The organism is Streptomyces pactum (genome assembly GCF_016031615.1).
GTDB lineage: Bacteria > Actinomycetota > Actinomycetes > Streptomycetales > Streptomycetaceae > Streptomyces > Streptomyces pactus.
Map to the genome: position 1 here is coordinate 4,884,084 of NZ_JACYXC010000001.1, position 25,104 is coordinate 4,909,187.

Consider the following 25,104-nt stretch of genomic DNA (forward strand, 5'->3'; position numbering starts at 1 on the left):
CGCGGGTGTGAGCGGGGGCGCGTGACGTCCGGCGGTACGGGTGCGGCGGCGCGGCCGACGCCCCTGGTATGCGACGGGGCACCTCCGGGCAGGGGCCCGGGGCGCCTCGGGGCGTGGCCGGAGGCGCCCGGTACGCCCGGGTGCCTCCGGGCGTCTCTCAGGGGCGAAGTCAGGGTTATCTCCGGGTCCCGGCGGCCCTTCGGGCCATGTCACGGCCTGTCGCCGGTGGCTACGCTGACGGGGTGGACGATCAGCAGCCGGTGCCCCTGACCAAGTCCCCGCCCGAGCGCCCGGTTCCGTCGGCCCCCGCCGGGCCGGCCGACACGGACCTCCGCGCCTCGGACGCCGACCGGGACCGCATAGCGGACATCCTCCGGGACGCCTTCGCGGAGGGGCGGCTCACCCCCGAGGAGCACGCCGAGCGGATCGACGCCGTCTACCGGGCCCGTACCCAGGGCGAGCTGCGCCCGCTGGTCCGCGACCTGCCGGCGTCGGTCCGGCCGCTGCCCGGGCCGGTTCCGTCCGGGTTGCCGTCCGCCCCGGCCGCGGGCCCCGCGACGGAGACGCTGGCGGCGGTCTTCGGCGGCGCGGTGCGCAAGGGCCGGTGGCGGGTCACCCCGCGCACCAGGGCGGTCGCGCTCTTCGGCGGGGTGGAGATCGACCTGACCGAGGCCGTCTTCGAGCAGCAGGAGGTCGTCATCGACGTCTTCGCGGCCTTCGGCGGGGTGGAGGTCAAAGTGGCCGAGAACGTCTCGGTGCGCGGGGCCGGCACCGGGATCTTCGGCGGCTTCGACGTGTCCAACCAGGAGGCCGTCGATCCCGACGCGCCGGTGATCGTGGTGCGCGGGCTGGCGCTGTTCGGCGGCGTGGAGGTCCGGCCGGTGAAGGGCAAGCGGTTGCGGAACCTGCGCGCGGGCTGACCCGCCCGATCTGACCGACCTGGCCGATCCGGCCGACCTGGCCGATCCGGCTGATCCGGCCGATCCGGCTGATCCGGCCGACTCGGGCCCGACGCGGCAGACCCGGCCGGCCCCGGGGCCGCCCGCGGCGAGGCGGCCCCGGGGCCGCCTCGCCGCGGATGGGGCGGGCAGCCGTGCGCGGGTGCTGCCACGAGCCGGGGCGCCGCCCCGGGCCCGTCACCGTCCCGCCATCCCGCTCCGCGCGGCGGTGCGCCCGGCGGCTGCCCCGGGCGGGCTGGGTCCGCGCGGGCCGGCTCGCACCGGCCCGCCCGGCCGCGGTGGACGCGGAGCGCGGACCGTCCCGCCGCGCGCGGTCCGTGCGCGGCGCGCCCCCGCGCGAGGGCGCGAAGCGCTCTTCCGGACGCGTCCCGCGCCCTCCGTACTGGGCTGCGCCAGGACGCTCGTCCGGGCGGAACCGCGGCACGCCGTCTTGACTCCGGCTCGGACGCACCGGTGTGAGTGTCCACGGTGTGCATAAGCCCGCGCACAGCGGGTAAGGCTTGGTGCGTCGTCTCTCGTACGGCTTGATGGGGGTGCAAAGCGGCCGTACCTCATGGAGACGGGCAAGGGTGACCACCGGAGCCGTCGTCAGGAGTAGACCGTGCTGCAACCGCATCAGCCCCTGCAGGACGCCGCACTGCGCCCGCAGCGCATCCCCGCGCGGGACCAGGCCGGCCCCTGGCACTCAGAGGCGGTGTGCCGCCGCGACGAAGCCGGGCTGTTCTTCGCCCCGTCCAAGGAGCCCACCGCCGCCCGGCTGTCCAGGGAGGAGGCCGCCAAGCAGGTCTGCGCCCGCTGCCCGGTGATGGTCGAGTGCCGGGAGCACGCCCTGCTCCAGCCCGAGCCCTACGGTGTGTGGGGCGGGCTGACCGCGGCCGAGCGCCGGGTCGTCCTGGCCCGCCGCCGGCGCCGCGACGCCGAGTTGCAGCGGTCCGTACGGGTCGCCGCCGCGGGCTGACCCGTCCCACGGCCGAGGCCGGGTCCGGGCCACCGGTGACGGAGGGCCCGGCCCGTGCCGCCGGGCGCGGACGCGCGGCGGGTGCCCCGGGCGACCGGGCCGCCGGGCGGTGCCTAGCGGGCCCGCTCGAAATCGACCGAGGCGTACGCGCGCAGCTTCGAGAGCCGGTGCGTGGAGTCGATCTGCCGGATGGTGCCGGACTTCGAGCGCATCACCAGCGACTGGGTGGTGGCGGTCTCGGCCCGGTAGCGCACCCCGCGCAGCAGGTCGCCGTCGGTGATGCCGGTGGCGACGAAGAAGACGTTGTCGCCGCGGACCAGGTCGTCGGTGCTCAGCACCCGGTCCAGGTCGTGGCCGGCGTCGAGGGCGCGCTCCCGCTCGGCGTCGTCCTTGGGCCACAGCCGGGTCTGGATGGTGCCGCCCAGGCACTTGATGGCACAGGCCGCGATGATGCCCTCCGGGGTGCCGCCGATGCCCATCAGCAGGTCCACACCGGTGCCCTCCCGGGCGGCCATGATCGCGCCGGCCACGTCGCCGTCGGAGATGAACTTGATCCGGGCGCCGGTCTCCCGGATCTCCTTGACGATCTTCTCGTGCCGGGGCCGGTCCAGGATGACGACGGTGACGTCCTCGGGGCTGGAGTTCTTCGCCTTGGCGACGCGCCGGATGTTCACGTCCACCGGGGCGGTGATGTCCACGAACTCGGCGGCCTCCGGGCCGGTGACCAGCTTCTCCATGTAGAAGACCGCGGAAGGGTCGAACATCGAACCGCGCTCGGCCACGGCCATCACCGACACCGCGTTCGCCATGCCCTTGGCGGTGAGCGTGGTGCCGTCGACCGGGTCCACCGCCACGTCGCACTCCGCGCCGGTGCCGTCGCCCACCCGCTCGCCGTTGTAGAGCATCGGGGCGTTGTCCTTCTCGCCCTCGCCGATGACCACCACGCCGTTCATCGACACGGTGTGGATCAGGGAGCGCATGGCCTTGACGGCCGCGCCGTCGGCACCGTTCTTGTCGCCTCGTCCGACCCAGCGGCCGGAGGCCATGGCGCCCGCCTCGGTGACCCGGACGAGTTCCAGGGCGAGGTTGCGGTCGGGGGCCTCGGGGCTGACCTCAAGCGGAGCGGGGAGATGGTGCTCGGTCATCGGAGCGCACCTTTCTGTACGGCGACGGCCGGAAGTGAGGGTGGTGTCAGGGAACCGGGGGAAACGGTTTCCTGATAAGCACAGTATCCGCTGAGTGCGAATGTGAGCAGGCGGGCCCACGCATGAGCGGTGTCAAGGTCGCTGTACCGGCCGTCCTGGCCGGTCCTCGTCCCCGGGCGGTCGGCGGACGTGCGGGGGGAGCGGTGGGGAGGAGTGCCGGAGGGGACGTCCGGGTGGGGTCGCCGTCGGGGCCGTGGGGCCATGGGGGACCATGTACGGGTGGCAGGTAAGCGAGGCAACAAGACGATCCGCGGCATGGTGCAGTCCCTCGGGGTGACCGTTGTGGTCGCTGGGCTCATCTACGTCTTCATTCCGCACGACGAGGACCACGACCCGATCCGAACGGTTGATTACCGCGTCGAACTCCAGACGGTCCGCCGCGCCGCGCCCTACCCGGTGGCCGCCCCCGAGCCGGGCGGCCTGCCCGAGGGCTGGCGGGCCACCTCGGTCCGCTACACCCCCGAGAGCAAGGACGGCGCGGCCTGGCACCTGGGCTTCCTCGACGCGGACCGGGAGTACGTGGCCGTGGAGCAGAGCGACGGCCGGCCCGCCGCGTTCGTGGGCAACGTGACGCACGGGGCGCGCGAGACCGACCGCACCGAGCGCGTCAACGGCCGGGAGTGGACCTGGTACAAGGGCCCGAAGTACAACGCGCTGGTACTCCAGGAGGAGGGCGTCACCACGGTGGTCACCGGGACCGCCCCGTACGGGCACCTCGTGAAGATGGCCGCCGCGCTGCAGACCCGTAAGGGCTGAGCGCGGCGGCCGGCGGAGTCCCCCGGGGAGGGGCGTCCGCGGGGCCCCGCGGGGGACAGGGGCCGTCGAAGGGCCGGCCGTGGGGCCGGCGGCACCGGTCGGGGCCGGTGGGGCCCGGCGCGGCGCCGGGCGGGGGACCGGGACCGTCAGACGGTGGTGACGACCTGGTCGTAGGAGAGGCGCGGGGAGCGCGGGTACGAGGCGTTCTCACCCGGCTTGCCGATGTTGACGACCATCAGCGGGGTGTGGTCCTCGTCCAGGAACTCCTTCTGCACCCCGGCGGCGTCGAAGCCGGTCATCGGGCCCGCGGCCAGGCCGGCGGCGCGGATGCCCACGATGAAGTACGCGGCCTGGAGCGCGGCGTTGAGCGACGCGGCCTGCTCGCGGGCGCTGCGCTCGGCGAAGAAGACGTCCTTGGCCTGCGGGAAGTGCGGGAAGAGGGTCGGCAGCTCGTGGTGGAACTCGTTGTCCGCGGCGAGCACGGCCACCAGCGGCGCGGTGCGGGTCTTCGCCTGGTTCCCCTCGGCCATGTGGGCCACCAGACGCTCGCGCGCCTCGGCGGAGCGGACCAGGACGATCCGCAGCGGGGACTGGTTGAACGCGGTCGGGGCGTACTTCACCAGGTCGTAGATCGCCTGCACCTGCTCCTCGGTCACCGGTTCGTCGGTGAACGTGTTGGCGGTGTGCGCCGCACGGAACAGCAGGTCCTGGGCGGCGGCGTCGAGGGCGAGAGTCATGGCACAACCTTCTGCTTGCTTGCGCTGGCACGACCACTGTAGCCCACATGTATTAACGTTCAACTAAATCGGGGGTGAGGTGGGGCGAATCACACCTCGTGGGGCTGCGGGAGGGCCGGGCGTACGGCTGCGTCGGCGCAGGTGGGCGGGCCGGTTGCGCCGGCGGGCGTGGGCTTGCCTGGTGCGCCGGTGGGTGTGGGCGTGGGCGTGCCTCCCCTGCCGATGGGCGGGCCGGTTGCGCCGGTGCGGTGGGCCGGTCTCCGCGTCGGCACCGGCATGTGGGGGCGTAGGGCCGGTCCGTCCCGCGGGGACCCCGACGTACGGCGCCCTGACCTGCGGGAACCCCGACGTACAGCGCTGTCCTGCGGGACCTCGGCGTGCGGGCCCCGGGCGTGCGGGGCCTCCGGCGTGCGCCGGAAGGCCCGGCGGCCTCAGCCCTCCTCGGTGGCCCGGTCCCCGGTGCCGCCGGCCGTGTCCCCGGCCTGCCCGGCGAGTGCCGCGTCCAGCCGGGCGCGCGCCCCGTCGAGCCAGCGGCGGCACACCCGGCCCAGCTCCTCGCCGCGCTCCCACAGCGCCAGCGACTCCTCCAGCGTGGTGCCGCCCGCCTCCAGCCGCCGGACGACCTCGATCAGCTCGTCCCGTGCCTGCTCGTAGCCGAGCGCGGACTCCGGTGCGGGCGCACCGCCCCGGTCCGCGCCCCGGGCGCCGTCCGTCCCGTCCACTTCCGCCGTCCCGCCGGGCCCGTCCGTCGTCGTCTCCATACGCCTCACCCTATGCGCGGTCACCGACAGCGGGCCGGACCGCGAACTCGCCCTCGGCGACCCGCGCCCGCAGCACCTCGTCCGCCGTCACCTCGTCCGCCCGGCGTACCACCGAGCCGTCCTGGTGCTGGAGCACCGCGTAGCCCCGGCGCAGTGTCGCGGCGGGGGAGAGCGCGACCACCCGGGCCCGGGTGTGGGTCAGCTCCGAGTCGGCCCGGTCCAGCAGGTGCCCGAGGGTGCGGCGGGCCCGCCCCAGGAGCGCGTCCACCTGCTCGGCGCGCCCGTCCACCATGCGGTGCGGATGCTCCATGCACGGCCGGGCCAGCGCGTGGGCCAGGCCGCGTTCCTCGCGGTCCAGGAACCCGTGCACCGCCCGCAGCGCGCGCTCCCGCAGCTGCTGGATACGGGCCAGCTCCTCGCCGACGTCGGGCACCACCTTCTTCGCCGCGTCCGTGGGGGTGGAGGCCCGCAGGTCCGCGACGAGGTCCAGCAGCGGGGAGTCGGGCTCGTGGCCGATGGCCGAGACGACCGGCGTGGCACAGGCGGCGACGGCCCGTACCAGCTGCTCGTCGGAGAACGGCAGCAGGTCCTCCACGCTGCCGCCGCCCCGGGCCACCACGATCACATCGACGTCCGGCCGCTCGTCCAGCTCGCGCACCGCGGCCACCACCCGGGGCACCGCGTGCACGCCCTGCACCGGCACGTTCCGCACCTCGAACCGGACGGCCGGCCAGCGCAGCCGGGCGTTCTCCAGGACATCCCGCTCGGCCGCCGAGGCCCGGCCGCACACCAGGCCGATCAGCTGCGGGAGGAACGGCAGCGGCTTCTTCCGGTCGGCGGCGAACAGCCCCTCCGCGGCCAGGGTGCGCTTGAGCTGCTCCAGCCGGGCCAGCAGCTCGCCGACCCCGACCGGCCGGATCTCGGCGGCCCGCAGGGAGAGCTGGCCGCGCGGCGCGTACCACTCGGGCTTGGCGTGCACCACCACCCGGGCGCCCTCCGAGACGACGTCCGCCACCTGGTCGAAGACCGAGCGGAAGCAGGTGACCGAGAGGGAGATGTCGTAGCTGGGGTCGCGGAGGGTCAGGAACACCACGCCGGCGCCGGGCCGGCGGGACAGCTGGGTGATCTGCCCCTCCACCCACACCGCCCCGAGCCGGTCGATCCAGCCGCCGATCAGCCGGGACACCTGTCCGACCGGGATCGGGGAGTCCGCCGAGGTGTTGAGAGCCATGCCGCGAGCGTAACGGCCGGCACCGACAGCGGTCGCCGTCCTGGCACCGGTGGCCGGGAGGTCGGGGAGGCCCGGCAGGCCCGCGGCGGCGGATTCCGCCCGGGCCGGACCCACCACCCCCGGGACCCGCCCCCGACACCCGGCCGCGAGCCGCCCCTCGGGGCCTACCGCGAGGCCGGTTCCGTCACCCGGGACCGCCGGGCCGCCAGGTAGTGCTCGGCGTCGAGCGCGGCGGCGCAGCCGGTGCCGGCCGCGGTGACCGCCTGCCGGTAGCGGTGATCGACCACGTCACCGGCCGCGAAGACCCCCGGCACGCTGGTCCGGGTGGTGGGCGCGCGCACCACGACGTACCCCTTGGCGTCCAGCTCCAGCTGTCCGGCGAACAGGCCGCTGCGCGGGTCCTGTCCGATGGCGACGAACAGCCCGCCGACCGCCAGCGGGCGGGTGGCGCCGGTCCTGGTGTCGCGCAGCGTCACCCCGGTGAGCCGCACATCGCCGAGCAGCTCGACGACCTCGCTGTCGAAGGCGAAGGTGATCTTCGGGTCGGCGAAGGCCCGGGCCTGCATCGCCCGGGAGGCGCGCAGCGAGTCGCGGCGGTGCACCACGGTCACCGACGCGGCGTAACGGGTGAGGAAGGTCGCCTCCTCCAGGGCGGTGTCCCCGCCGCCGACCACCGCCAGGTGCCGGCCCCGGAAGAAGAACCCGTCGCAGGTGGCGCACGACGACACGCCGCGGCCGGAGAACTCCTCCTCGCGCGGCAGACCCAGCCTCCGGTGGCCGGAGCCGGTCGCCACGATCACGGTCCGGGCCAGGTGGGCGCGGCCGTGGCCGTCGATCAGCCGCTTGACCTCGCCGCACAGTTCGACGGCGGCGACGTCGTCCTCGATCATGCGGGCGCCGAACCGGGCGGCCTGGGCCCGCATCTTCTCCATCAGGTCGGGCCCCTGGACGCCGTCGGGGAAGCCGGGGAAGTTCTCCACCTCGGTGGTCGTGGCGAGCGCCCCGCCGACGAACACCGTGCCGAGGAACACCACCGGGGCCAGGTCGGCGCGCGCGGCGTAGAGGGCGGCGGTGTACCCGGCCGGGCCCGATCCGATGACCGCCACCTCGTGGACCCGCTCCGCGGGGCCGGTGGCCGGGGCACGGTCGCCGGCGCTCATCGGGTACCCCCGGCGCGGGTGGCACCGCCGATGTGGAGCAGCAGGTTCTTGGAGGCCTCGCCGGGGTCGCGCACCCGGTCGGCGGTGGCAGCCTCCGCCAGCGCCCGGTCGATCTCCTCCGGGGACGCCGCCGGGTGGGCGGACAGGTGGAGGGCGGCGGCACCGGTCACCTCGGCGGTGGCGGCGGAGGTGCCGGTGAGCTGGGTGTACGCGGTGGAGCCGGCCGCGCTCGCCGCGGGGATGTCGGTGCCGGGCGCGAAGAGGTGGACGCAGTACCCGTAGTTGGACCAGGCCGGGCGGCGGTCGCCCGGATCGGTGGCGGCGACCGTGATCGCGGTGGTCTGGCGGGCCGGGGTGGTCTCGCACGACTCGACGCCGGCGCCGTCGGGGCCGCCGTTCCCGGCCGCCGCGGTGTACGCGATGCCCTGCCGGGTCATCTCGTACAGCTGGAGGTCGAGCACCGAGCCGGGCGGACCGGAGAAGCCGAGGTTGACCACCGCCGGCTTGACGGCGTTCGCGGTGATCCAGTCGACCGCGGTGAGCAGGTGCTCCAGGGACGCGGTGCCGTCGCAGCCGAAGGCCCGGACCGACTCCACCCGGGCGCTCTTGGCCACCCCGGTGTAGCGCCCGGCGGCGATCGAGGCCGAGGCGGTGCCGTGGCCGGCGCAGTCGGTCCCGCCGCCGCCGACCGTGCGGGTGATGGCGTCGTACGCGCCGCGCGCCCGGCCGCCGAACTCCTGGTGCCCGGTGCGCACCCCGGTGTCCACCACGTAGACCCGGACGTTCCCGGCGGTGCCGGGGAAGCGGTACGTCCGGTCCAGCGGCAGGTCGCGCTGGTCGATCCGGTCCAGCCCCCAGGGGACGTGACCGAACTGCACCCCGCCCCCGGAGGCCCCGGCAGCGGTGGTCCCGCCCGCGGAGCCCCCGGCAGCGGAGCCGGAGCCGCCGCCCGTCGAGCCCCCGGTCGGGACGGTCCCGGGCGTGTCCGGCGGAGGCGTGTGTGCCCCCGGCACGGCCGTCGGGGGCGTCCCCGACGGCCGGCCGGCGACGCTGTAGGTGCGGTCACCGGTCACCGAGTCGATCCGGGTGTCCTTGTAGTACCGGGCCACCTGGTCGTCGGTGAGGGTGGCGGAGAACCCCTGAATCGCGGAGTGGTACGTCCGGCGCAGCTCCCCGCCGTAGCGGGCGGTCATCTCCCGGGCGACCGCGGTGACCTCGTCCTCGGTGGTACCGACGCCGTGCAGCTGCACGATGTGCACGGTGCCCGGCCCGGTCGAGGCGCCCGTCCCCTTCCCGGTTCCGGCCGCGGCGGCCGGGGGGAGGTGGAGGGCGCCGAGGAGCAGGGGCAGGGCCGCGGCGGCCGCCACGGCGGAGGTTCTCGTCGCGTGCTTCATCGGATGCGGTGCCTTTCGCGAGGGGGAAGTGGTGGAGGGGTGCGGGGCCCGGCCCTGGGAGGCCGCGGCGGGCCGGCGCCGGTCGGCAGGGGTGTGCCCGGGTGCGCCGGGGAGCGCGGGAAGGCGTCGAGAGAGGACCGGACGGATGCGGGCCGGGTGCCGGACCGGGCCGACGGCGGGCCCGCGGCGGCCGACGGGACGCTCCGGCGAGGGGTGTGCCGCGAGGTGGGGGGGTGGACGCCCGGCCGCACGCGGGCGCCCGGGCGGACGGAGGTGGGAGGGTGGCCGCCCGGCCGGGCCGGGGTTGGGGAAGGGAAGGGCCCGGCGGGGGAGGAGGTGGCCTCGCCGGGCCCGGCGCGTGCCGCCGCGGACTCGCGACGCGGCGGCACGCGGGCCGATGGCCGGACCGGCGGTTACAGGTTGTTCAGCCAGGTGCGCAGCGAGGTCGGGCCGTCGAAGCCCACCAGCCGGCTCCCGGCCTCCTGGCCGTTGCGGATGTTGAGCAGGGCCGGGATGCCGCGGACCCCGTACTTCTGCGTCAGCGTGGGATTGCGGTCGACGTCGACCCGGGCCCAGACCCAGGCGCCGTTGTCCGCGGTGTTGTACTGCTGGAGGTACGGCTTCTGCTTCTGGCACCAGTAGCACCAGCCGGCGGTGAAGTCGAGGACCACCGGCTTGGTCTTCGACCACTCCATGACCTGGGCGTAGTTGGCGGAGGTCACATCCACCACGTTGGGGATCTCGGCGGTGGCGGTGGCGGTGACGGCCGGCGGCGGGGTGGCCGGCCCGGCCAGGGCCGGGGTGGTGGCGGTCCCGAGCAGCGCGGCCGCCACGGCGGCGCCGACGGCGATTCTGCGGAGCATGTGCGGGTTCCTCTCGGTCGGTGGGACGGATGCGGTGCGAATGGTGCGGGTGATGCGGGTGGAACCTGGTGGAACGGGTGGTGCTCGGTGGGGCGGGTGGCACCCGGTGGCCGGGTGCCGGGGTCAGGCCGGGCCCGTCTCGGTGGGCAGGCCGCCGGCGACCCAGTCCTCTATTCCTTCGCGGTACTTGCGGACGTCGCGGTATCCGAGCTCGACGAGCCGGGCACCGACGAGTTCGCTGTTCCGGCACGGCACGTTCGCGCAGTACACGACGGTGGCGGCGGAACGGTCGGGGAGCCGGGCCGGGGCGAGTTCGTCGGTGAGCCGGGCGGCCTCCTCGTAGGGGAAGCCCGGGATGTTGACCGCGCCCGGCAGGTGCTCGCGTTCGTAGTAGTCGGCGGGCATGGTGTCCACGACCGTCACCGTTCCGGCCTCGATCGCGGATTTCAGTTCGTCCCTGGTGATCAGTGGCAGCACGTCATCCTCCGGTTCGCTTCACATCGGGTCGGGCGAGGGACTGCGGGAGGGCGGGCGGGGTACGGTGGCCGACGGCGACCCGGCCCGCGATCGCGTAGCCGAGGAAGGCGACGGCCACCGAGTTGATCGACGGGATGCCCGCGTCGAGGTACTCACCCGCCGCGGCTCCGGCGGCCCAGCACACCAGGGACAGCGGCATCCAGTCGGCGCACTCGCCGGGCAGCACGCCGTCGCGCCGGGCCCGGTCCAGATCGGCGCGGAACCGCCGTACGACGAAGTACTCGGCGATGATGATCCCGGCCACCGGCGGGGCGAGGACCCCGATGGCCTCCAGGAAATCGGGGAAGTGGCCGGCGATGCCCGCGGCGGACAGCGCGGTGCCGGCGGCCCCGATGACGAGGGTGACCGTCCGGCGGCCCGCCCGGCGGCCGAACAGCACGTCGAGGGAGTTCACCAGGCCCAGCGACGACGAGTACAGGTTCCAGTCGTTGATCTTGAGGATCGCGGTGGCCAGGATCAGCGTGCCCAGCAGCCCCGAGGACGAGGTGATGATCCCGACGATGTCGGAGGTCCGGGCGGCGTGGGCGAGCAGCACCGCGGTGAGCCCGATCAGGTACTCGCCCAGCGTGACGCTGATCAGCGTCTGTTTCACCACGTCGGACGGCCGGCGGTTGAAGCGGGTCATGTCCGGCGTCATGATCGCGCCGAGGATGAAGGCGCCCGAGACCAGCGTGGTGCCCTCGGCGAGGGACATCGACGGGCCCGGCGGCGCGGAGGTCATCAGGCCGCTCAGGGAGTGGCCCGCGAGGGTGTCGGCGACCGACCAGGCGGCCAGGAGCAGGAACGCGGGCACGGTGAGCCAGGCGGTCCACGCCATCACCCGGAACCCGTGGACGGTGACGGCGGTGACGAGGGCGCCACCGGCCAGTGCCCAGGCCCACTCCGGCGCCCAGCCGGCCAGGTCGTGCATGCCCTGCGCGAAGACGCCGTTCTGCACCCCGAACCAGCCCGCCAGACTGAGCGCCATCAGCAGCCCCACCAGTGCGGAGCCCTTGCGCCCGAACCCGGACCAGCGGGCCAGCAGCGAGGTGGACAGGCCCTCCCGGACCCCGGCGATCCCCAGCAGGATCGTGATGACCTCCAGCATCACCGAACCGATGGTGATGGCGATGACCGCGTCGGTGAATTCCATCCCGAATCCGAGGACCGCGCCCACCAGGAACTGCTGGAACGAGGAGACCTGTCCGAACCGCTGGACCGCGACCGAGACCCAGGAATGCCGTGCGTGTTCCGGTACCCGGCTCAGCGCGTAGTCGTCCGCGTCCCCGTCCGGTGCGGTGCCGTTCACGAGGCCGCCCCGGTGTGTTCGTGCCCGGCGGCGGCCGGTCCCGGGGAAATTCCCTTTCCGGCGCCCGGAGGTGATTCCGGGCCGGTTTCCGGACTCGCGTTCGCAATGAGGTCCATTCCGGCCCGGCCGGGGGCGGGGCCTGCGTCCCGGGGCGGTGGAATGAGGTTGTCCCGGCCGTCCGGCACCGAATTCCGCGGCGGACGCTCCCGCACCACCAGAAAACCCTGTCCGGGCGCCGGTGACCAGGTGAGTTCGCCGCGGTAGAAACGTTCCAGAAAACGCACCCGGTGGTGGTAGACGAACATGGACGACCTGGCACCGGCGCCGGCGATTCCCGCGGAATCGGTGAACAGGGGGAGTTCGGCCAGGAAGTAGCGGACGGCCTTGCCGAGCTGTTCCGGCGTCGGCCGGGCGCCCGGCGGCAGTTTCCGGTCCAGCACCCACAGCGACGCGTCGAGACAGGCGGCACGGAAAGCGGCGTCCGTCTCGAACAGCAGCTGGGCGGCGTCCAGCAGTTCGCGGTACCGGGCGTTCTGGGAGAGCCGGTCCATGCCCAGGATCAGGTCCGCCGGTTCCGCCACGCCCAGCGTCCGCAGCGCCGTGGTGACCTTGTTGCGGACGTACCGGCCCTGCCGCCCGGCCTTGTGGCGGGCCCGCTCGGGGGTGTCGCCCAGCGCCTCCAGCGTGTACGCGGCGGCGGCGTCGGGGACGAAGAAGTGGCAGCTGCCGAATGCCGACAGGGCCCAGCCCGCCAGCTCGGTCAGCCGCCGGGTGCTGAAGTAGCTGTTGAACGGGCTGACCCCGATGCAGGCGTGCGACGCCTCGCGCAGCACCGTGCCGCACCTTTCGGTGAGTGGTTCAATGTCAAACATTGTGTCGTCCTCGCGCATTGGTTCGGACAAATGGGCGGCGCGTGTGTACGCAAAGGGGTCCGGGTGGAACGAACGACGTCCCGTACGCCGCCGCGGTGACCGTCGGGGACGGTTTCCGCATCCCGCGGCGCTCGATGGGATCGTGGCCCCCCGTTCGATACCGCGGGTAGTGTCAGCGGGTTATGCCGTACGTGCATACCCCCGGTCGCCGCGCCCGTGGAAAACACAGGGTCACTTTCCTCGGACCCGCCGTGACGCTACGCGCGTGGCACCGGCGATGAATGTGCTGGACCAGCTGATGCGCAACCTCTGGTAACCGCCACTAAAACGCGGTTAACTTCCCGGTTATGGACTTACAGCTACGGCACTTACGTAATCTGTGCGCCATTGCGGACGCGGGAAGCCTCAATCGGGCGGCGACCGCGCTGGGCCTGCCCCAGCCCGCCCTCAGCCGTCAGGTGCGACGGCTGGAGCAGTTGCTCGGCGGCCCGCTCTTCGAACGCGACTCGGGCGGGGTCCGGCCGACACCCCTGGGGGCCGGCGTCCTCGACCACGCCGGCACCATCCTCCGGCTCTCCGACGGCCTCGGGGAGCAGCTCCGGGGCCACCAGCTGAGCCGGCGCGGCACGGTACGGGTGGGCTGGGCCACCAGCGCCCTGCACGAGCCGTTCCTGCGCTGCCTGCGCCGGCTGCCCTGCGCCGGAGGCGTGCGCGTGGTCACCACCCACTCCTCCCGCACCCTGGCGGCCCTGCTGCGCAGCGGCGAGGTCGACCTGGCGCTGCGTGACCACTGCGACGGGGACGAGCCGCTCGTCCCGCCCGGCACCCGTACCGCAGCCCCCGGCCCGAGCGGCGGCCCGGTACCGGGCGGCGGCCCGGTCTCGGAGGTGGTCTGGGCCGAGAGCCCGGTCCGCCTGGCGCTCGCCGCGAGCCACCCGCTCGCCACCGCCCCGGTCATCACCATGGCCGACCTGGCCGAGGAGGAGTGGATCTCGGCGTACGGCCCCGACGACTGCTCCGAGAAGCTCCGCGAGCTGTGCGGGGCGTACGGCTTCACCCCGCGGATCAGCCACGACGTGCCGGTGTGCGGACCGCGCAGCGAGGTGATCCGCCACCAGGGCGGCATCGCCCTCACCCAGGCGCTGCGCCCGGTCGGGCCCGGGGTGGTCCGCCGCGACGTCATCGACCTGGCGCTGCGGGTCCGGCACTCGATCGCCTTCCGCAACGACAGCCCGTTCGCCGCCCACGTCCCGCTCCTGGCCCGGGAGCTGGCCGCGGCGTACCGGGAGCTGGCCGGCGCGGCGCCGCCGGACGGCGGGACGGCGCCCCGGGGCCCGGCCCCCGCCGGAGCCGTGCTCCCCGACCTCTCGGGGGCCACGGTCACCGGCGGCTGCGGGATCAGGGACGCCGGTGCTGTCCAGGACGCGGCCGCCGAGGGGTGCGGGACCACGGGCGCCCGCGGCTCCGGTGGCACGGGCGCCGGCGGCTCCGGCATATGGGTAGCCGGTGGCTCCGGGGTCAGGGCCGCCGGCGGTGTGGTTCCGGGTACCGCCGAGGCGGGTGCCACGGACCGGCCGGAGCCGGAGCCGGATCCCGGCCGGTCGGCGGGACGTGAGTCGGGCCCCGGCCGGTCGGCGGGACGTGAGCCGGATCCCGGCCGGTCCGCGGGACGTGAGCCGGGCCCCGGCCGGCCCGCGGTATCGGAGCCGTTCGCCCCCCACGGCTCCGGTACGTCGCGGCCCCGGACCGAGCGCCGCGCCGCCGACGGACCACCAGACGGCTCCCCCCGCCCACGCCGGTGAGCGGGCCGGCCGTCATGGACATCGAGATAGCCGACCTCCGCCTGCTGAAGGCCGTCGCCGAGACCGGCAGCCTGGCCGGGGCCGCACGCCGGCTGGGGACCCACCAGGGCACTCTCAGCCGCCGGCTGAAGCGGATCGAACGCACCACCGGCGTGGTCGTCTTCCGGCGCGGGCACGAGGGGGCCACCCCGACCGCGGCGGGGCGGGTGCTGCTGCGGGGGGCCGACGCCATCCTGCCCCTGGTGGACCGACTGGTCGAGGCCGCCGCGACGGACCCGGCCCCCGACCTCCGGGACGGGTCGGAAGACCGTCCCGAGGTGGTGGGTGCGGACGATCACGAGGTCGCTCCGGGGACCGCCGGTGCGCAAGGCCCCGCGAGGAACGGGCCGGAGGCGCCCCCCGGGGGCCCCGTGGCCGGCCTGCGGCCCGGCCCGCCGGACGCCCCCGCGCGGGCTCCGGGGCCGCCCGCCCACGGACAGCCGGGGCACCACCCCGGGCGGGCGCGGCCGGGGCGTCCGGTACGGGCGGGGGAGCCCGTGCGGGACGTGGCGCCCGTCAGGTACGGGGACCCCGAACGGCTCGGGGACCCAGAACCGGCTGATGTTCCCGTCAGAGGTGGGACCCCTGACAGGGCCGGGCACCCCGTAAGGCCCGCGCAACCAGTAAGGGACGGGGCACCCGCAAGGCCCGCGGGACCCCTGAGGGAGGGGAAACCCGTAAGGCCCTCGGATCCCGTAGGGGACGGGGCTCCCGTAAGGCCCGCGGAACCCGTACGGGAAGGGGGGCCCGTAGGGGACGGAGGACCCGCAAGGGCGGGGGAGCCCGTCGGGGAGAGGACGGCGGACCGGGCACGTACCGCGGCGAAGGACCCCGTACGGGTCGGAGCCGTGCCCAACGCGGTCCTGCCGCTCATCGCTGGGCACCTCGGCTCCCTCCTGCCCGGGACCCCGATCGCCCTGAGTACCGCCGATTCCGGGACGGCACTGCTCGACCTGGTACGTGCCCACCGGCTGGATCTGGCGGTCCTGCGGCACCGCATGGGAATCGACGCGCCGCCGCCGGACGGGGTCCAGACGCTCGCGGTGGCGGAGGAACGGCTGCTGGTCGGGGTCGCGGAACGGCACCGGCTGGCCGGCCGGCGCCGGCTCACGCTGGCCGATCTGGGCGCCGAGACGTGCGTTCTCGCCGGTCCCCGGCACGGCGCGCTGGGCCGTCACTTCCTCGACGCGGTGGAACGTGCGGCCGCCGGCGGCGAGGGACGGCCGGGGCTGCGCTGGGCGGCGGACGGGGCGGAGGCCGCGGCGCTCGCCTGCGCCCTGGACGCGGTGCTGCCGTGCTACCCGTGCCCCGCGCCGGTCCCGGGCATCACCTACCTGCCGCTGGACGACCCGGCGGCCCGGTTCCAGCTGGTGCTGGCCTGGCCGGCGGACGGGCAGCTCGCCGCGTACGCACCGCGCCTGGCGGAACACGCGCGCCGGGCGTACCCGGGTGGTGGCGCCGCCGGCCCAGGCCCCGCCGGTACGCCGCCGGCCACCCCTGATCCGGGCCGCCCACCCGACCCGCCCGCACCGTCCCCCCTGCGCCGTCCCCCCACGCCCCACCACCTCGCCCGCCACGCCCCCACCATCTCGCCCCCACGCCCCCACCACTTCGCCCCGCCACCCACTGCCTCACCCCGCGGGCCCCCGCCCGACCCTGCGGCCCGTCCGGCCCTTCGGCCCCGTCACCCCCGTTCGGCCCCGTGACCCCACCCGCCGACCTGCCCGGTCCGCCGTCACCCCCACCCTCGCCCCGCCGAACTCGGCCGGCCCCTCGCCCCCCGCCGCCCCCACCGCCGGCGTCACGGCCGCCCGCGGAGCTCCCGGACCGCAGCAGTTCGAAGGCGAGCACGCCCAGCCCCACCGCCAGCCACACGGCTCCGACCAGCTGCGCGGTCTCCGAGGCTTCGACGATCACGGCGACCGTCACCGCCATGCCGGCCAGCGGGATCAGCACGTGCCGGACCGGGTGCGGGGCGTCCGCCCGCCGCCGTACCCAGAACCAGCCGATCACCGAGGCGTGCAGCAGCGTGAACGCGGTCAGTGCGCCGATGTCCACCACCGACACCAGCCGGTCCAGGCCGTTGTCGCGCCGGGCCGCCCACACCGCCGCCACCAGCGTCACCACCGCCGAGAGCAGCACCGCCCGCCGGGGCACCCCGCTGGGCGCGTCCACCGTCGCCAGCACCTTCGGCAGCCGCCGCTCCCGGGCCATCGCGAAGACCAGCCGGCCCGCCGCCGCCTGCCCGGCCAGCGCCGCGAACGCCGCGCCGATCGCCTTGCTCACCGCCACCAGGTCGTGCAGCCAGGTGCCGACGGCCGAGTCCACCGCGTCGTAGAAGGCCGGCCCCTGCGCCGCCGGGTCCTCGGACAGCTCGGCGGCCGAGGTGGGCGACAGCAGCGCGGCGAGATAGGTCTGGACGACGAAGAGCGTGCCGGCCACCACCAGACAGGTCAGCACCGCCCGCGCCACCCGCGCCGACGCCTCGCCCCCCGCCGCGGTCCGGCCCGTCCCGCCCCGCTCGCCGTCCGGTGCCGGGCCGGGCCCGCCGTCCCGTGCCGACGCCTCGCCCCCCTCGTCCCCGTCCGGCCCGTACCGCCCCGCCCGCCACGTGCCGGACCGTCGTCCCGGGTCTCCTCGGCGAACGACGCGATCGCGTCGAAGCCCAGATAGGACAGGACGGCGATGGACACCGCGCTCAGCACCGCGCCGGTGGAGAAGTCCCCCTGCGCGGTGAACGGGGACCACCAGTCGCGCTGCGCCCCGTGGGCCGCCAGCTCCACCACCGCGGCCGCCACGAACACCAGCAGGACCGCGATCTCCAGCGCCAGCACCAGGAAGCCGGCCAGCGCCGCCGCCCGCACCCCCAGCAGGTTGAGCGCGGTCGTCACCACCACGGCGATCGCGGTCCACACCCACCGGTGCACCTCCGGCACCAGCGCCTCCATGGCGATCCCGGAGAACAGGTACGCCACCGCCGGGATCAGCAGGTAGTCCAGCATCGCCATCCACCCGGCGATGAACCCGGGCCCCTCGCCGAGCCCGAGCCGGGCGTAGGTGAACACCGAGCCCGCCTTCGGGGCCACCCGCACCATCTGGGCGTACGAGTACGCGGTGAACGCCATCGCCACCGTCGCCACCAGGTAGACCAGCGCCACCGCGCCGTGCGACTTGGCGTCCAGGGTGCCGAAGACCCCGACCGGGGCCATCGGCGCGATGAACAGGAGCCCGTAGACGACCAGGTCGCGGAAGGTGAGAGTGCGGCGCAGGGTGCCGCCGGCGGTGTCGTGACCGGTCTGGGTGGCCATCGTGTTACCTCCTGCCGGGCGGGACCTGAACCGGAACGCCGGGCCCAGTCTCGACCACCGGGCCTACATTTCCGGGCTGCGCCACGGCCTTACGATGGGGGGCATGACCGCTACGACCGGCCGTCCCACGTCCGCCGCCCGCCGGGTCCTGCTCGCCGCCCCCCGTGGATACTGCGCGGGCGTGGACCGTGCGGTGATCGCCGTGGAGAAGGCCCTGGAGCAGTACGGCGCGCCCATCTACGTGCGCAAGGAGATCGTCCACAACAAGTACGTGGTGCAGACCCTGCAGAAGAAGGGGGCGATCTTCGTCGACGAGACCGAGGACGTTCCCGAGGGCTCCATCGTGATCTTCTCGGCGCACGGGGTCGCCCCGGTCGTCCACGAGGAGGCCCGGGAGCGCAAGCTCGCCACCATCGACGCGACCTGCCCGCTGGTCACCAAGGTCCACAAGGAAGCCGTGCGGTTCGCCAAGGAGGACTACGACATCCTCCTCATCGGCCACGAGGGCCACGAGGAGGTCATCGGCACCAGCGGCGAGGCGCCCGACCACATCACCCTGGTGGACGGCCCGGACGACGTGGCGAACGTGCGGGTCCGCGACGAGTCCAAGGTGGTCTGGCTCTCCCAGACCACCCTCTCGGTGGACGAGACGATGGAGACCGTCGACGCCCTCAAGCAGCGCTTCCCGCAGCTGATCAGCCCGCCCAGCGACGACATCTGCTACGCCACCCAGAACCGTCAGACCGCGGTCAAGCAGATGGGCGCCGAGGCCGATCTGGTGATCGTCGTCGGGTCGAAGAACTCGTCCAACTCGGTGCGTCTGGTCGAGGTCGCGCTGGGCGCCGGGGCGCGCGCCGCCCACCTGGTGGACTTCGCGGACGAGATCGACGAGGCGTGGCTGGACGGGGTCACCACCGTCGGCGTCACCTCCGGTGCCTCGGTCCCGGACATCCTGGTGCAGGGCGTCCTGGAGTGGCTGGCCCAGCGCGGGTTCGAGGACGTCGAGGTGGTCACCGCCGCGGAGGAGAGCATCACCTTCTCGCTCCCCAAGGAACTGCGCCGGGACCTGCGCGCCGAGGCGGCCGCCGCGGCCGAGGGCTGACCGCCGGCCGGCCCGGCGACCCGGGGCCGGCCGGCAGGCCGGTGAACATCAGGCAGGGCGGGTGACGGCCCGGCGGGCCGCGGCGCCGTGAGGTGACGGACCCGGACGGGCCGGTGGTCGGCCGGAGTCCCAGGCGACCCGCCCGCGGCCCCGACTGCCCCGGCCGGTCGATGACGGGCCCGGCTCCCGGCCCGCCGTATGAGACCCACCCGGCCCGCCGCCACCCCTCACGAACCGGAGCCAGACCCGGCAGGCCGGTGAACACCAATAGGCGCGGGTGACCGCCTGGCCGGCCGCCACGCCTGCGGGACCCCAGCCCACCCGGCACGTCACCCCACCCCGTACAGCTGTTCCCCCGGAGGGCCGCGGGTGCGTGGAGTCGAACGGGCGGTGCGGCGGCACGCCGGGCCCTAGCCTTGATCGGTATGGACGTAACTGGCACGGACGTACTCGGTGTGGACATCGGCGGCTCGGGGATCAAGGGAGCCCCGGTGGACCTGGCGCGCGGCGAGCTGGCCGCCGAGCGCCGCAAGATCCTCACCCCCCAGCCGTCCACCCCGGACGCGGTGGCGGACCGGGTCCGCGAGGTGGCGGAGCACTTCGGCTGGGCCGGGCGGCCGGTGGGCGTCACCTTCCCCGGCGTGGTGACGCGGGGCACCGCCCGCACCGCCGCCAACGTGGACAAGCGCTGGATCGGCGTGGACGTGGCCCGGCTGCTCGGAGAGCGGCTCGGCTCGCCGGTCACGGTGCTCAACGACGCGGACGCCGCCGGGGTCGCCGAGATGACCTTCGGCGCCGGGCGGGGCCGTACCGGCACCGTCCTGGTGCTCACCTTCGGCACCGGCATCGGCAGCGCGCTCTTCGTGGACGGCCGGCTGGTGCCCAACACCGAGCTGGGCCACCTGGAGCTCGCCGGCCACGAGGCGGAGAAGCGCGCCGCCAGTAAGGCCCGCGAGGACCACGACCTCAGCTGGACGCAGTGGGCGCGCCGGGTCCAGGACTACCTCGCGCACCTGGAGATGCTCTTCTCGCCCGAGCTGTTCGTGATCGGGGGCGGGGTGAGCCGCAAGTCGGAGAAGTTCCTGCCGCTGATCGAGGGGATCCGGGCCGAGATCGTGCCGGCCGAGCTGCGGAACAACGCGGGCATCGTGGGGGCGGGGATGGCCGCGGTCGGGGCCCCGGGGGCTCCCGGACGGCCGGCCGCCCGGACCCCCGCCACCGGCGCCGAGCCGTCCGCTACCGGCGCCGAGGCTCCCGCGGCCGGCCCGGACGCCTCGCGCCCCGCTCCGCAGGGCCCGCCTCCGGGCGACGGCCGCGGGGCCGCTGCCGGGGAGTCCTGACCGGACGGTCCGCCCGCTCCGCCGGGCGGGGCCGGGCCCGGCGCCGGCTGGCCGGCGCCGCCCGCCGGACCAGCACGATCAGCCCGGCCAGCAGGGTGCCGGCGTACAGCCAGCCGGCGTGCAGGGACAGCGTGGTGAACACGCCCATCGCCTGGCTGCCCACGCCCTTCTCGCCGTCGTTGATCGGCACCAGGCCCAACAGGAAGGCGATCGGCACCACGACCGGCGCCATCGCCAGGTCCGCGGGGCGTACGAAGAGCCCGCAGACGGCGCACACCAGGAGGTAGAGCACCCCGTACACGGCCGGGGACCCGGACAGCAGCAGGGCGTCCAGGCAGCCGATGGTCACCATCGCCAGCACGGCGAGCAGCCCGGCACCGAACCCGGTCAGCCGGGGGCTGGGCAGCCGGCGGACGGCGGTGAGCAGGGCCGAGGAGCGGGTCGCCGGACGCCGCCCCCGGGTCCCGTCCGCGTCCTGGGGGGCGCGCCGGGCCTGCGCGTCGTCGGCGGCGGGGCGCGGCTGCGGGGCCGCGGTACGGCGGGGGGTGCGCGTGCTGTGTGACTCCACCCCACCAACGTAGGGGCCGTACGGTGCCTACCCCCACGTTGGACACGCGCTTTGATCCACGCTTGGGGGTGCGTTCGAATGATCGTCGTACAGGGTGCCGCCGCCCCGCCCCGCTCCCGGTCCCGCCCCGTAGACTGGGTGACCGGCCCGGAGCGGGCCGGTCACCTTACTCCTTGTCCTCGCTACGGGAAGTCGCCACGTGTCGCTCACGATCGGAATCGTCGGTCTGCCGAATGTCGGCAAATCGACCCTGTTCAACGCCCTGACCAAGAACGACGTGCTGGCGGCCAACTACCCGTTCGCCACCATCGAGCCGAACGTCGGTGTGGTCGGCGTCCCCGACCCCCGGCTGGACAAGCTCGCCGAGATCTTCTCCTCGCAGCGCAAGCTCCCGGCCACCGTGGACTTCGTGGACATCGCCGGCATCGTCCGCGGCGCCAGCGAGGGCGAGGGCCTGGGCAACAAGTTCCTGGCGAACATCCGCGAGTCGGACGCCATCTGCCAGGTCATCCGGGCGTTCAAGGACGAGAACGTCGTGCACGTCGACGGCAAGGTCTCGCCCAAGGACGACATCGAGACGATCAACACCGAGCTGATCCTCGCCGACCTGCAGACCATCGAGAAGGTCCTGCCGCGCCTGACCAAGGAGGCGCGGATCAAGAAGGACGTGGCGCCCAAGGTCAAGGCCGTCGAGGAGGCCAAGGCCGTCCTGGAGGAGGGCCGCACCCTCTTCTCGGCCGGTGTCGTCCAGGGCAGCGAGCAGGCCGCCCTCCTCCACGACCTGCACCTGCTGACCACCAAGCCGTTCCTCTACGTCTTCAACGTGGACGAGGAGGAGCTGACCGACGAGGCGTTCAAGGACGAGCAGCGCGCCCTGGTCGCCCCCGCCGAGGCGATCTTCCTCAACGCCAAGCTGGAGGCCGACCTGGCCGAGCTGGACGAGGACGAGGCGCTGGAGCTGCTCCAGTCCGTCGGCCAGCAGGAGCCGGGCCTGGCCACCCTCGCCCGCGTCGGCTTCGACACCCTGGGCCTGCAGACCTACCTCACCGCGGGCCCCAAGGAGTCGCGCGCCTGGACGATCAAGAAGGGCGCCACCGCCCCCGAGGCCGCCGGCGTGATCCACACCGACTTCCAGAAGGGCTTCATCAAGGCCGAGGTCATCTCCTTCGAGGACCTGGTCGAGACCGGCTCCGTCGCCGACGCCCGCGCGGCCGGCAAGGCCCGCATGGAGGGCAAGGACTACGTCATGCAGGACGGGGACGTGGTGGAGTTCCGCTTCAACGTGTGAGCGGATGAAATAACACCACATCGCTGACGTGGCAAAATATGCAGGTCAGAAGGGGTCGACTCCGTCGAGGGTCGGCCTCTTCGTTAATCCCGTGCTGGATCGGTGCAGGATATTCTGACGCTCAGTCGTCCTCGCTCAGCCCTGTCGATGGGATCTCTGCACCCTGATCGATTGTGCGTTCTCCTGCTTTCCGGCATCGCCTGTGGCGTACTGCTCAACTGGCCGCGGCTGTCAAGCCGGCGGCGATCAGGGTGGCAGGTAGCTGAGTGAGTTCAGTGCTGGACACCATCAGAGGTCTATCCGTGTTGGATCTGTGCTGCATGTTCAGACGCAGGATCAGTCGGGATCAGGTGTCGTAAACGGCGGAGCGATGCCCGACGTGGACCACCCACACCACGAGCTCTCCGTTATCGATCGTGTAGACGACCCGGTAGTCGCCAACTCGTAGCCGACGGCGTTCTGGCTGCGACACGAGGGCGGTGGTGTTGAAGCCGAGGGGGTCGCTCTCCAGTTCGGTCAGTTTGGCCAGGATGCGCAGGGCCATGTCGCGAGGGATCTTGCGAAGCTCTGCTTGCGCCTCGGGTCGGAAGACGGTTCGGTACTCACTCACCGCGCGCCAGCGTCTCCCTCATGATGTCCTCGATCGGGATACCAGGTGCTGGATTGGCCATGCGCTCGTCGATGATCCGGTTGATTTCGCGTTCTTCCCATTCCTGGTACTTGCGCAGCACCTCGATGGACACCACGGCAGCGACTTCCTTGCCTCGGCGTGTGATCACAGTGGGCACGTCGTCGCGGTCGGCACGCTCCACGACCTCCGCCAGGTGGGCGCGCACGTCTCGGATGGACTCTATGGGCAGCGGCTGGGCCATGCGCTCAAGCGTACCGAGTGTGCCATGTGTACGCAATGCGCCGACGGGAGGGGCGCGCTCGCTACGGTTGCGTGTGCTGGATGAATTCGCACCGTGCTGGATCTGTGCTGGATGCGATCACGGGAAGGCGTGTTTCCGCAGGTGGGAGCGTTGTGGTGGACGTTCCGCTGCAACGTCTGATACGTCCAACCCAAGGCCGTCCGACCCGTGCCGGAGCGGGTTGGGCGGCCTTTGCGGTCAGCACATGGCGTACGCCGACTTCACGTGGCCGCAGTCAGGCGGCTGCGGCTACGGCCGGGTCCAGCCGTCGGCGAAGTCGCACTGGAGGTCGGTCCAGCGGCGAAGCTCGGCGGGGGAGTAGCTGGGGTAGCCGAGGCGTCCCACGCCCATGACCCACCGGGCCCAGAGGCCGTCGGGCTCCGTGAAGCGGTCGGCGTGGTGGGTGCCGAGGTGGGCGTCGAGGCGGAGGAGGGCGCCGAGGGCTGCGGGCTGGTCGTAGTAGAGGTCGGTGCGGGGGAGGTAGCGATCGAGTTAAGCGGTGAGGAGCTCGGCGTCCGCGCGCGTGCCGAAGCGGGCCAGAGCGAAGCAGTAGGCACCGCCGGAGTAGCAGACCTCGCTGGCCAGGAGCAGGTCGCCGATGCGTGCCCGGAACCGTTCGCGGCGGTCGACTCCGATCAGCCAGCCGGCGGTGAGGCGCGAACGCCATTCGTATCCGAGGAGGGCTTCGAGTTCCTCGTCGTTGATCGCGGCGGCGTCGGCGATCAGCTGCCGGGTGAAGCGTGTGGTGTGCCACCACCGGGGGCCGAGGAACCGCCCGCCATTCAGTACGAGGTAGCGCGGGAGGCCGCCGTACAACCTCGTCACGTACCTCTCGATCACGTGGCCGTGGCCGACTTCCTCGGGGTGCTGGGACGGCATCGGTCACCTCTCCGGGTGCAGGTCGGTTCGGTCGGTCCACGTGGGGGCGACGAAGACGTCGGCCTCTCGGTCTATGCCGGTCATCGGTGGGGGGACCACCACATCGCTCGGGTCACCGGTTGCCGGCGGCGTTGCGCTCGGCATCGAGGATCCGCACGCGCAGCAGCCGGTACTGCTCCACCAGCAAGGCGTGGCTGCCACGGCTGCCGTGAGCCGGGAGGAAGTGCAGGGCGTCATCGACCGCGGCGCCGGCCTCCTCGTACTCCCCGCAGATCAGGAGGCCGATCGCCAGCCAGTAGTGCATGCCGTGATCACCGGGGTGTTCGGTGAGCGCCTGCCGGGCGTGCTCGACCAGGACCGGGCCCTGCTCGGGGAAGTACCGCGAGTTCGCCAGCCCGTTGAGGCAGACATCCATCACCGCGCGGCTCCGGTCGGGGTGGTTCCACGCCTCCCTCATCAGGTCGAGCGCGTGGTCGGGTGCGTGGGTGCGGTCCCCGAACGCGGCCAGCGACCGCAGGGCGGTCAGTGCCGGCTCGGTACGCCGGTGCGCGGTGGCCCGGACGAGGCGGCTGTGCGCCAGCAACTGGTACAGGGCCCGGAAGGAGAAGTTGGTCCGGAGCTTCCCGCCCTGATGGAGGCAGGCGAAGTAGGCGGTGCTCGCGGCCTGTTCGCCGAGCTGCTCGATCCGGACGGCCACCGCCTCCACGACCGGGTCGGTGTCCACCGTGTCGGACGTGATGAAGGCGTAGCCCAGCGCCCACTTCTCCTCGATCATCTTCCGGTGCTCGGGCTCCACGTGCGCGGCCAGCCACCGGGCGCACTCGACCGCGGTGTCGAGGCTGGGGGCGGAGAGGAAGCGGCGCCGCCAGTAGCGGTCGGCGCAGATCAGGACCCGGTCGGTGGCGAAGTCCGTGGAGGTGATGGTGATGTCGGGGACGACGCCTGTGTCGAACAGTTCCTCGGCGATCGACTCGCAGAGCCGTTCGAGGGCACGGAGATCCGACTGCGGGGCGCGGCTGAGCCGCCGGGCTATCTCACTCACGCCATGATCGTCTCATCGCTTCGCACCGGAGAACGGGAGTCGGGTGCCGGCTCTCGCCGGTGGCCGGCGGGCCACCCGCGAGGCCGACCGTACGGACTGCCGGC

22 protein-coding genes and 2 pseudogenes are annotated in these 25,104 nt (G+C 73.9%); 8 read left to right on the forward strand and 16 right to left on the reverse strand.

Features of this window, described 5'->3' with window-relative positions; translation table 11 throughout:
* Positions 1 to 206: 206 nt before the first annotated feature.
* Both IHE55_RS19155 and IHE55_RS19160 read left to right on the forward strand, forming a co-directional pair.
* Entirely contained in the window at positions 207 to 920 is a 714-nt protein-coding gene (locus IHE55_RS19155) for a DUF1707 SHOCT-like domain-containing protein (RefSeq protein ID WP_197990133.1), read from the forward strand.
* Between the two features lie 640 nt (positions 921 to 1,560).
* The gene (locus tag IHE55_RS19160) at positions 1,561 to 1,917 is read left to right on the forward strand and encodes a WhiB family transcriptional regulator (protein WP_197990134.1); all 357 of its coding nucleotides are present in this window, start codon (positions 1,561 to 1,563) and stop codon (positions 1,915 to 1,917) included.
* Positions 1,918 to 2,030: 113 nt separating this feature from the next.
* On the opposite strand, the gene glpX is transcribed toward IHE55_RS19160, so the two are convergent.
* Entirely contained in the window at positions 2,031 to 3,062 is a 1,032-nt protein-coding gene (gene glpX, locus IHE55_RS19165) for a class II fructose-bisphosphatase (protein ID WP_197990135.1), read from the reverse strand.
* Positions 3,063 to 3,323: 261 nt separating this feature from the next.
* Here glpX and IHE55_RS19170 point away from each other — a divergent pair, with 261 nt between their 5' ends.
* Positions 3,324 to 3,878 (forward strand): DUF4245 domain-containing protein, encoded by a 555-nt coding sequence (locus IHE55_RS19170; protein WP_197990136.1) that lies wholly within the window; start codon positions 3,324 to 3,326, stop codon positions 3,876 to 3,878.
* 146 nt (positions 3,879 to 4,024) lie between these two features.
* Here IHE55_RS19170 and IHE55_RS19175 read toward each other — a convergent pair whose 3' ends face one another.
* The 9 genes from IHE55_RS19175 to IHE55_RS19215 form a co-directional block, all read right to left on the reverse strand.
* Positions 4,025 to 4,615 (reverse strand): malonic semialdehyde reductase, encoded by a 591-nt coding sequence (locus tag IHE55_RS19175; RefSeq protein WP_197990137.1) that lies wholly within the window; start codon positions 4,613 to 4,615, stop codon positions 4,025 to 4,027.
* A 431-nt stretch (positions 4,616 to 5,046) separates the two neighbouring features.
* Entirely contained in the window at positions 5,047 to 5,376 is a 330-nt protein-coding gene (locus IHE55_RS32345; protein WP_269671495.1) for an exodeoxyribonuclease VII small subunit, read from the reverse strand.
* 10 nt (positions 5,377 to 5,386) lie between these two features.
* Positions 5,387 to 6,607 (reverse strand): exodeoxyribonuclease VII large subunit, encoded by a 1,221-nt coding sequence (gene xseA, locus IHE55_RS19185; RefSeq protein ID WP_197990138.1) that lies wholly within the window; start codon positions 6,605 to 6,607, stop codon positions 5,387 to 5,389.
* Between the two features lie 164 nt (positions 6,608 to 6,771).
* Positions 6,772 to 7,767 (reverse strand): thioredoxin-disulfide reductase, encoded by a 996-nt coding sequence (gene trxB, locus IHE55_RS19190; protein ID WP_197990139.1) that lies wholly within the window; start codon positions 7,765 to 7,767, stop codon positions 6,772 to 6,774.
* Positions 7,764 to 9,161 carry a S8 family peptidase gene (locus IHE55_RS19195; RefSeq protein WP_197990140.1) on the reverse strand — a complete coding sequence of 466 codons (1,398 nt, stop codon included), beginning with the start codon at positions 9,159 to 9,161 and terminating at the stop codon, positions 7,764 to 7,766. The genes trxB and IHE55_RS19195 overlap by 4 nt, the downstream gene beginning before the upstream one ends.
* Before the next feature lie 413 nt (positions 9,162 to 9,574).
* Positions 9,575 to 10,024, reverse strand: coding sequence for a thioredoxin family protein (locus tag IHE55_RS19200; protein WP_197990141.1), 450 nt, complete (start codon positions 10,022 to 10,024; stop codon positions 9,575 to 9,577).
* 123 nt (positions 10,025 to 10,147) lie between these two features.
* On the reverse strand, positions 10,148 to 10,501 hold the full coding sequence (locus IHE55_RS19205) for a rhodanese-like domain-containing protein (RefSeq protein ID WP_197990142.1): 354 nt from the start codon (positions 10,499 to 10,501) through the stop codon (positions 10,148 to 10,150).
* Position 10,502: 1 nt separating this feature from the next.
* A complete protein-coding gene (locus IHE55_RS19210) occupies positions 10,503 to 11,849 on the reverse strand; it encodes a purine-cytosine permease family protein (protein ID WP_197990143.1) in 1,347 nt (448 codons plus the stop codon).
* Positions 11,846 to 12,721 (reverse strand): tRNA-dependent cyclodipeptide synthase, encoded by an 876-nt coding sequence (locus IHE55_RS19215; protein WP_197990144.1) that lies wholly within the window; start codon positions 12,719 to 12,721, stop codon positions 11,846 to 11,848. The genes IHE55_RS19210 and IHE55_RS19215 overlap by 4 nt, the downstream gene beginning before the upstream one ends.
* A 347-nt stretch (positions 12,722 to 13,068) precedes the next feature.
* On the opposite strand from IHE55_RS19215, the gene IHE55_RS19220 reads away from it, so the two are divergent.
* The gene (locus IHE55_RS19220) at positions 13,069 to 14,523 is read left to right on the forward strand and encodes a LysR family transcriptional regulator (protein WP_197990145.1); all 1,455 of its coding nucleotides are present in this window, start codon (positions 13,069 to 13,071) and stop codon (positions 14,521 to 14,523) included.
* A 14-nt stretch (positions 14,524 to 14,537) separates the two neighbouring features.
* Positions 14,538 to 16,268 carry a LysR substrate-binding domain-containing protein gene (locus tag IHE55_RS33200; RefSeq protein ID WP_197990146.1) on the forward strand — a complete coding sequence of 577 codons (1,731 nt, stop codon included), beginning with the start codon at positions 14,538 to 14,540 and terminating at the stop codon, positions 16,266 to 16,268.
* Positions 16,269 to 16,365: 97 nt separating this feature from the next.
* Here IHE55_RS33200 and IHE55_RS31515 read toward each other — a convergent pair.
* Positions 16,366 to 17,870: pseudogene (locus tag IHE55_RS31515) on the reverse strand (APC family permease); the annotation flags it as partial.
* A 103-nt stretch (positions 17,871 to 17,973) separates the two neighbouring features.
* Here IHE55_RS31515 and IHE55_RS19240 point away from each other — a divergent pair.
* Both IHE55_RS19240 and ppgK read left to right on the forward strand, forming a co-directional pair.
* A complete protein-coding gene (locus IHE55_RS19240) occupies positions 17,974 to 18,972 on the forward strand; it encodes a 4-hydroxy-3-methylbut-2-enyl diphosphate reductase (protein ID WP_197990148.1) in 999 nt (332 codons plus the stop codon).
* Between the two features lie 425 nt (positions 18,973 to 19,397).
* On the forward strand, positions 19,398 to 20,312 hold the full coding sequence (gene ppgK / locus IHE55_RS19245; RefSeq protein ID WP_197990149.1) for a polyphosphate--glucose phosphotransferase: 915 nt from the start codon (positions 19,398 to 19,400) through the stop codon (positions 20,310 to 20,312).
* Here the strand turns inward: ppgK and IHE55_RS19250 are convergent.
* The gene (locus IHE55_RS19250) at positions 20,209 to 20,880 is read right to left on the reverse strand and encodes a DUF6542 domain-containing protein (protein WP_307826739.1); all 672 of its coding nucleotides are present in this window, start codon (positions 20,878 to 20,880) and stop codon (positions 20,209 to 20,211) included. The genes ppgK and IHE55_RS19250 overlap by 104 nt on opposite strands.
* A gap of 199 nt (positions 20,881 to 21,079) precedes the next feature.
* Here IHE55_RS19250 and ychF point away from each other — a divergent pair, with 199 nt between their 5' ends.
* Entirely contained in the window at positions 21,080 to 22,168 is a 1,089-nt protein-coding gene (ychF, locus tag IHE55_RS19255) for a redox-regulated ATPase YchF (protein ID WP_197990150.1), read from the forward strand.
* Positions 22,169 to 22,514: 346 nt separating this feature from the next.
* Here the strand turns inward: ychF and IHE55_RS19260 are convergent, their stop codons facing one another.
* The 4 genes and pseudogenes from IHE55_RS19260 to IHE55_RS19275 all read right to left on the reverse strand — a co-directional run bounded on the left by IHE55_RS19260 (position 22,515) and on the right by IHE55_RS19275 (position 25,000).
* Positions 22,515 to 22,778, reverse strand: coding sequence for a type II toxin-antitoxin system RelE family toxin (locus tag IHE55_RS19260; protein ID WP_197990151.1), 264 nt, complete (start codon positions 22,776 to 22,778; stop codon positions 22,515 to 22,517).
* Positions 22,771 to 23,040 (reverse strand): type II toxin-antitoxin system Phd/YefM family antitoxin, encoded by a 270-nt coding sequence (locus IHE55_RS19265; protein WP_197990152.1) that lies wholly within the window; start codon positions 23,038 to 23,040, stop codon positions 22,771 to 22,773. Before IHE55_RS19265 ends, IHE55_RS19260 begins: the two co-directional genes overlap by 8 nt.
* A gap of 288 nt (positions 23,041 to 23,328) precedes the next feature.
* Positions 23,329 to 23,958: pseudogene (locus IHE55_RS19270) on the reverse strand (DUF6000 family protein).
* A 112-nt stretch (positions 23,959 to 24,070) separates the two neighbouring features.
* Positions 24,071 to 25,000, reverse strand: a complete 930-nt coding sequence (locus IHE55_RS19275; RefSeq protein WP_197990153.1) for a hypothetical protein — start codon at positions 24,998 to 25,000, stop codon at positions 24,071 to 24,073.
* Between the last annotated feature and the right edge of the window lie 104 nt (positions 25,001 to 25,104).

Coding starts and splice junctions, on each gene's coding strand:
- glpX (WP_197990135.1), bottom strand. CDS start 3,062: ATGACCGAGCACCATCTCCCCGCTCCGCTTGAGGTCAGCCCCGAGGCC.
- IHE55_RS19215 (WP_197990144.1), bottom strand. CDS start 12,721: ATGTTTGACATTGAACCACTCACCGAAAGGTGCGGCACGGTGCTGCGC.
- IHE55_RS19170 (WP_197990136.1), top strand. CDS start 3,324: ATGGGGGACCATGTACGGGTGGCAGGTAAGCGAGGCAACAAGACGATC.
- IHE55_RS19200 (WP_197990141.1), bottom strand. CDS start 10,024: ATGCTCCGCAGAATCGCCGTCGGCGCCGCCGTGGCGGCCGCGCTGCTC.
- IHE55_RS19195 (WP_197990140.1), bottom strand. CDS start 9,161: ATGAAGCACGCGACGAGAACCTCCGCCGTGGCGGCCGCCGCGGCCCTG.
- xseA (WP_197990138.1), bottom strand. CDS start 6,607: ATGGCTCTCAACACCTCGGCGGACTCCCCGATCCCGGTCGGACAGGTG.
- IHE55_RS19265 (WP_197990152.1), bottom strand. CDS start 23,040: ATGGCCCAGCCGCTGCCCATAGAGTCCATCCGAGACGTGCGCGCCCAC.
- IHE55_RS32345 (WP_269671495.1), bottom strand. CDS start 5,376: ATGGAGACGACGACGGACGGGCCCGGCGGGACGGCGGAAGTGGACGGG.
- ppgK (WP_197990149.1), top strand. CDS start 19,398: ATGGACGTAACTGGCACGGACGTACTCGGTGTGGACATCGGCGGCTCG.
- IHE55_RS33200 (WP_197990146.1), top strand. CDS start 14,538: ATGGACATCGAGATAGCCGACCTCCGCCTGCTGAAGGCCGTCGCCGAG.
- IHE55_RS19220 (WP_197990145.1), top strand. CDS start 13,069: ATGGACTTACAGCTACGGCACTTACGTAATCTGTGCGCCATTGCGGAC.
- trxB (WP_197990139.1), bottom strand. CDS start 7,767: ATGAGCGCCGGCGACCGTGCCCCGGCCACCGGCCCCGCGGAGCGGGTC.
- IHE55_RS19175 (WP_197990137.1), bottom strand. CDS start 4,615: ATGACTCTCGCCCTCGACGCCGCCGCCCAGGACCTGCTGTTCCGTGCG.
- IHE55_RS19240 (WP_197990148.1), top strand. CDS start 17,974: ATGACCGCTACGACCGGCCGTCCCACGTCCGCCGCCCGCCGGGTCCTG.
- IHE55_RS19155 (WP_197990133.1), top strand. CDS start 207: ATGTCACGGCCTGTCGCCGGTGGCTACGCTGACGGGGTGGACGATCAG.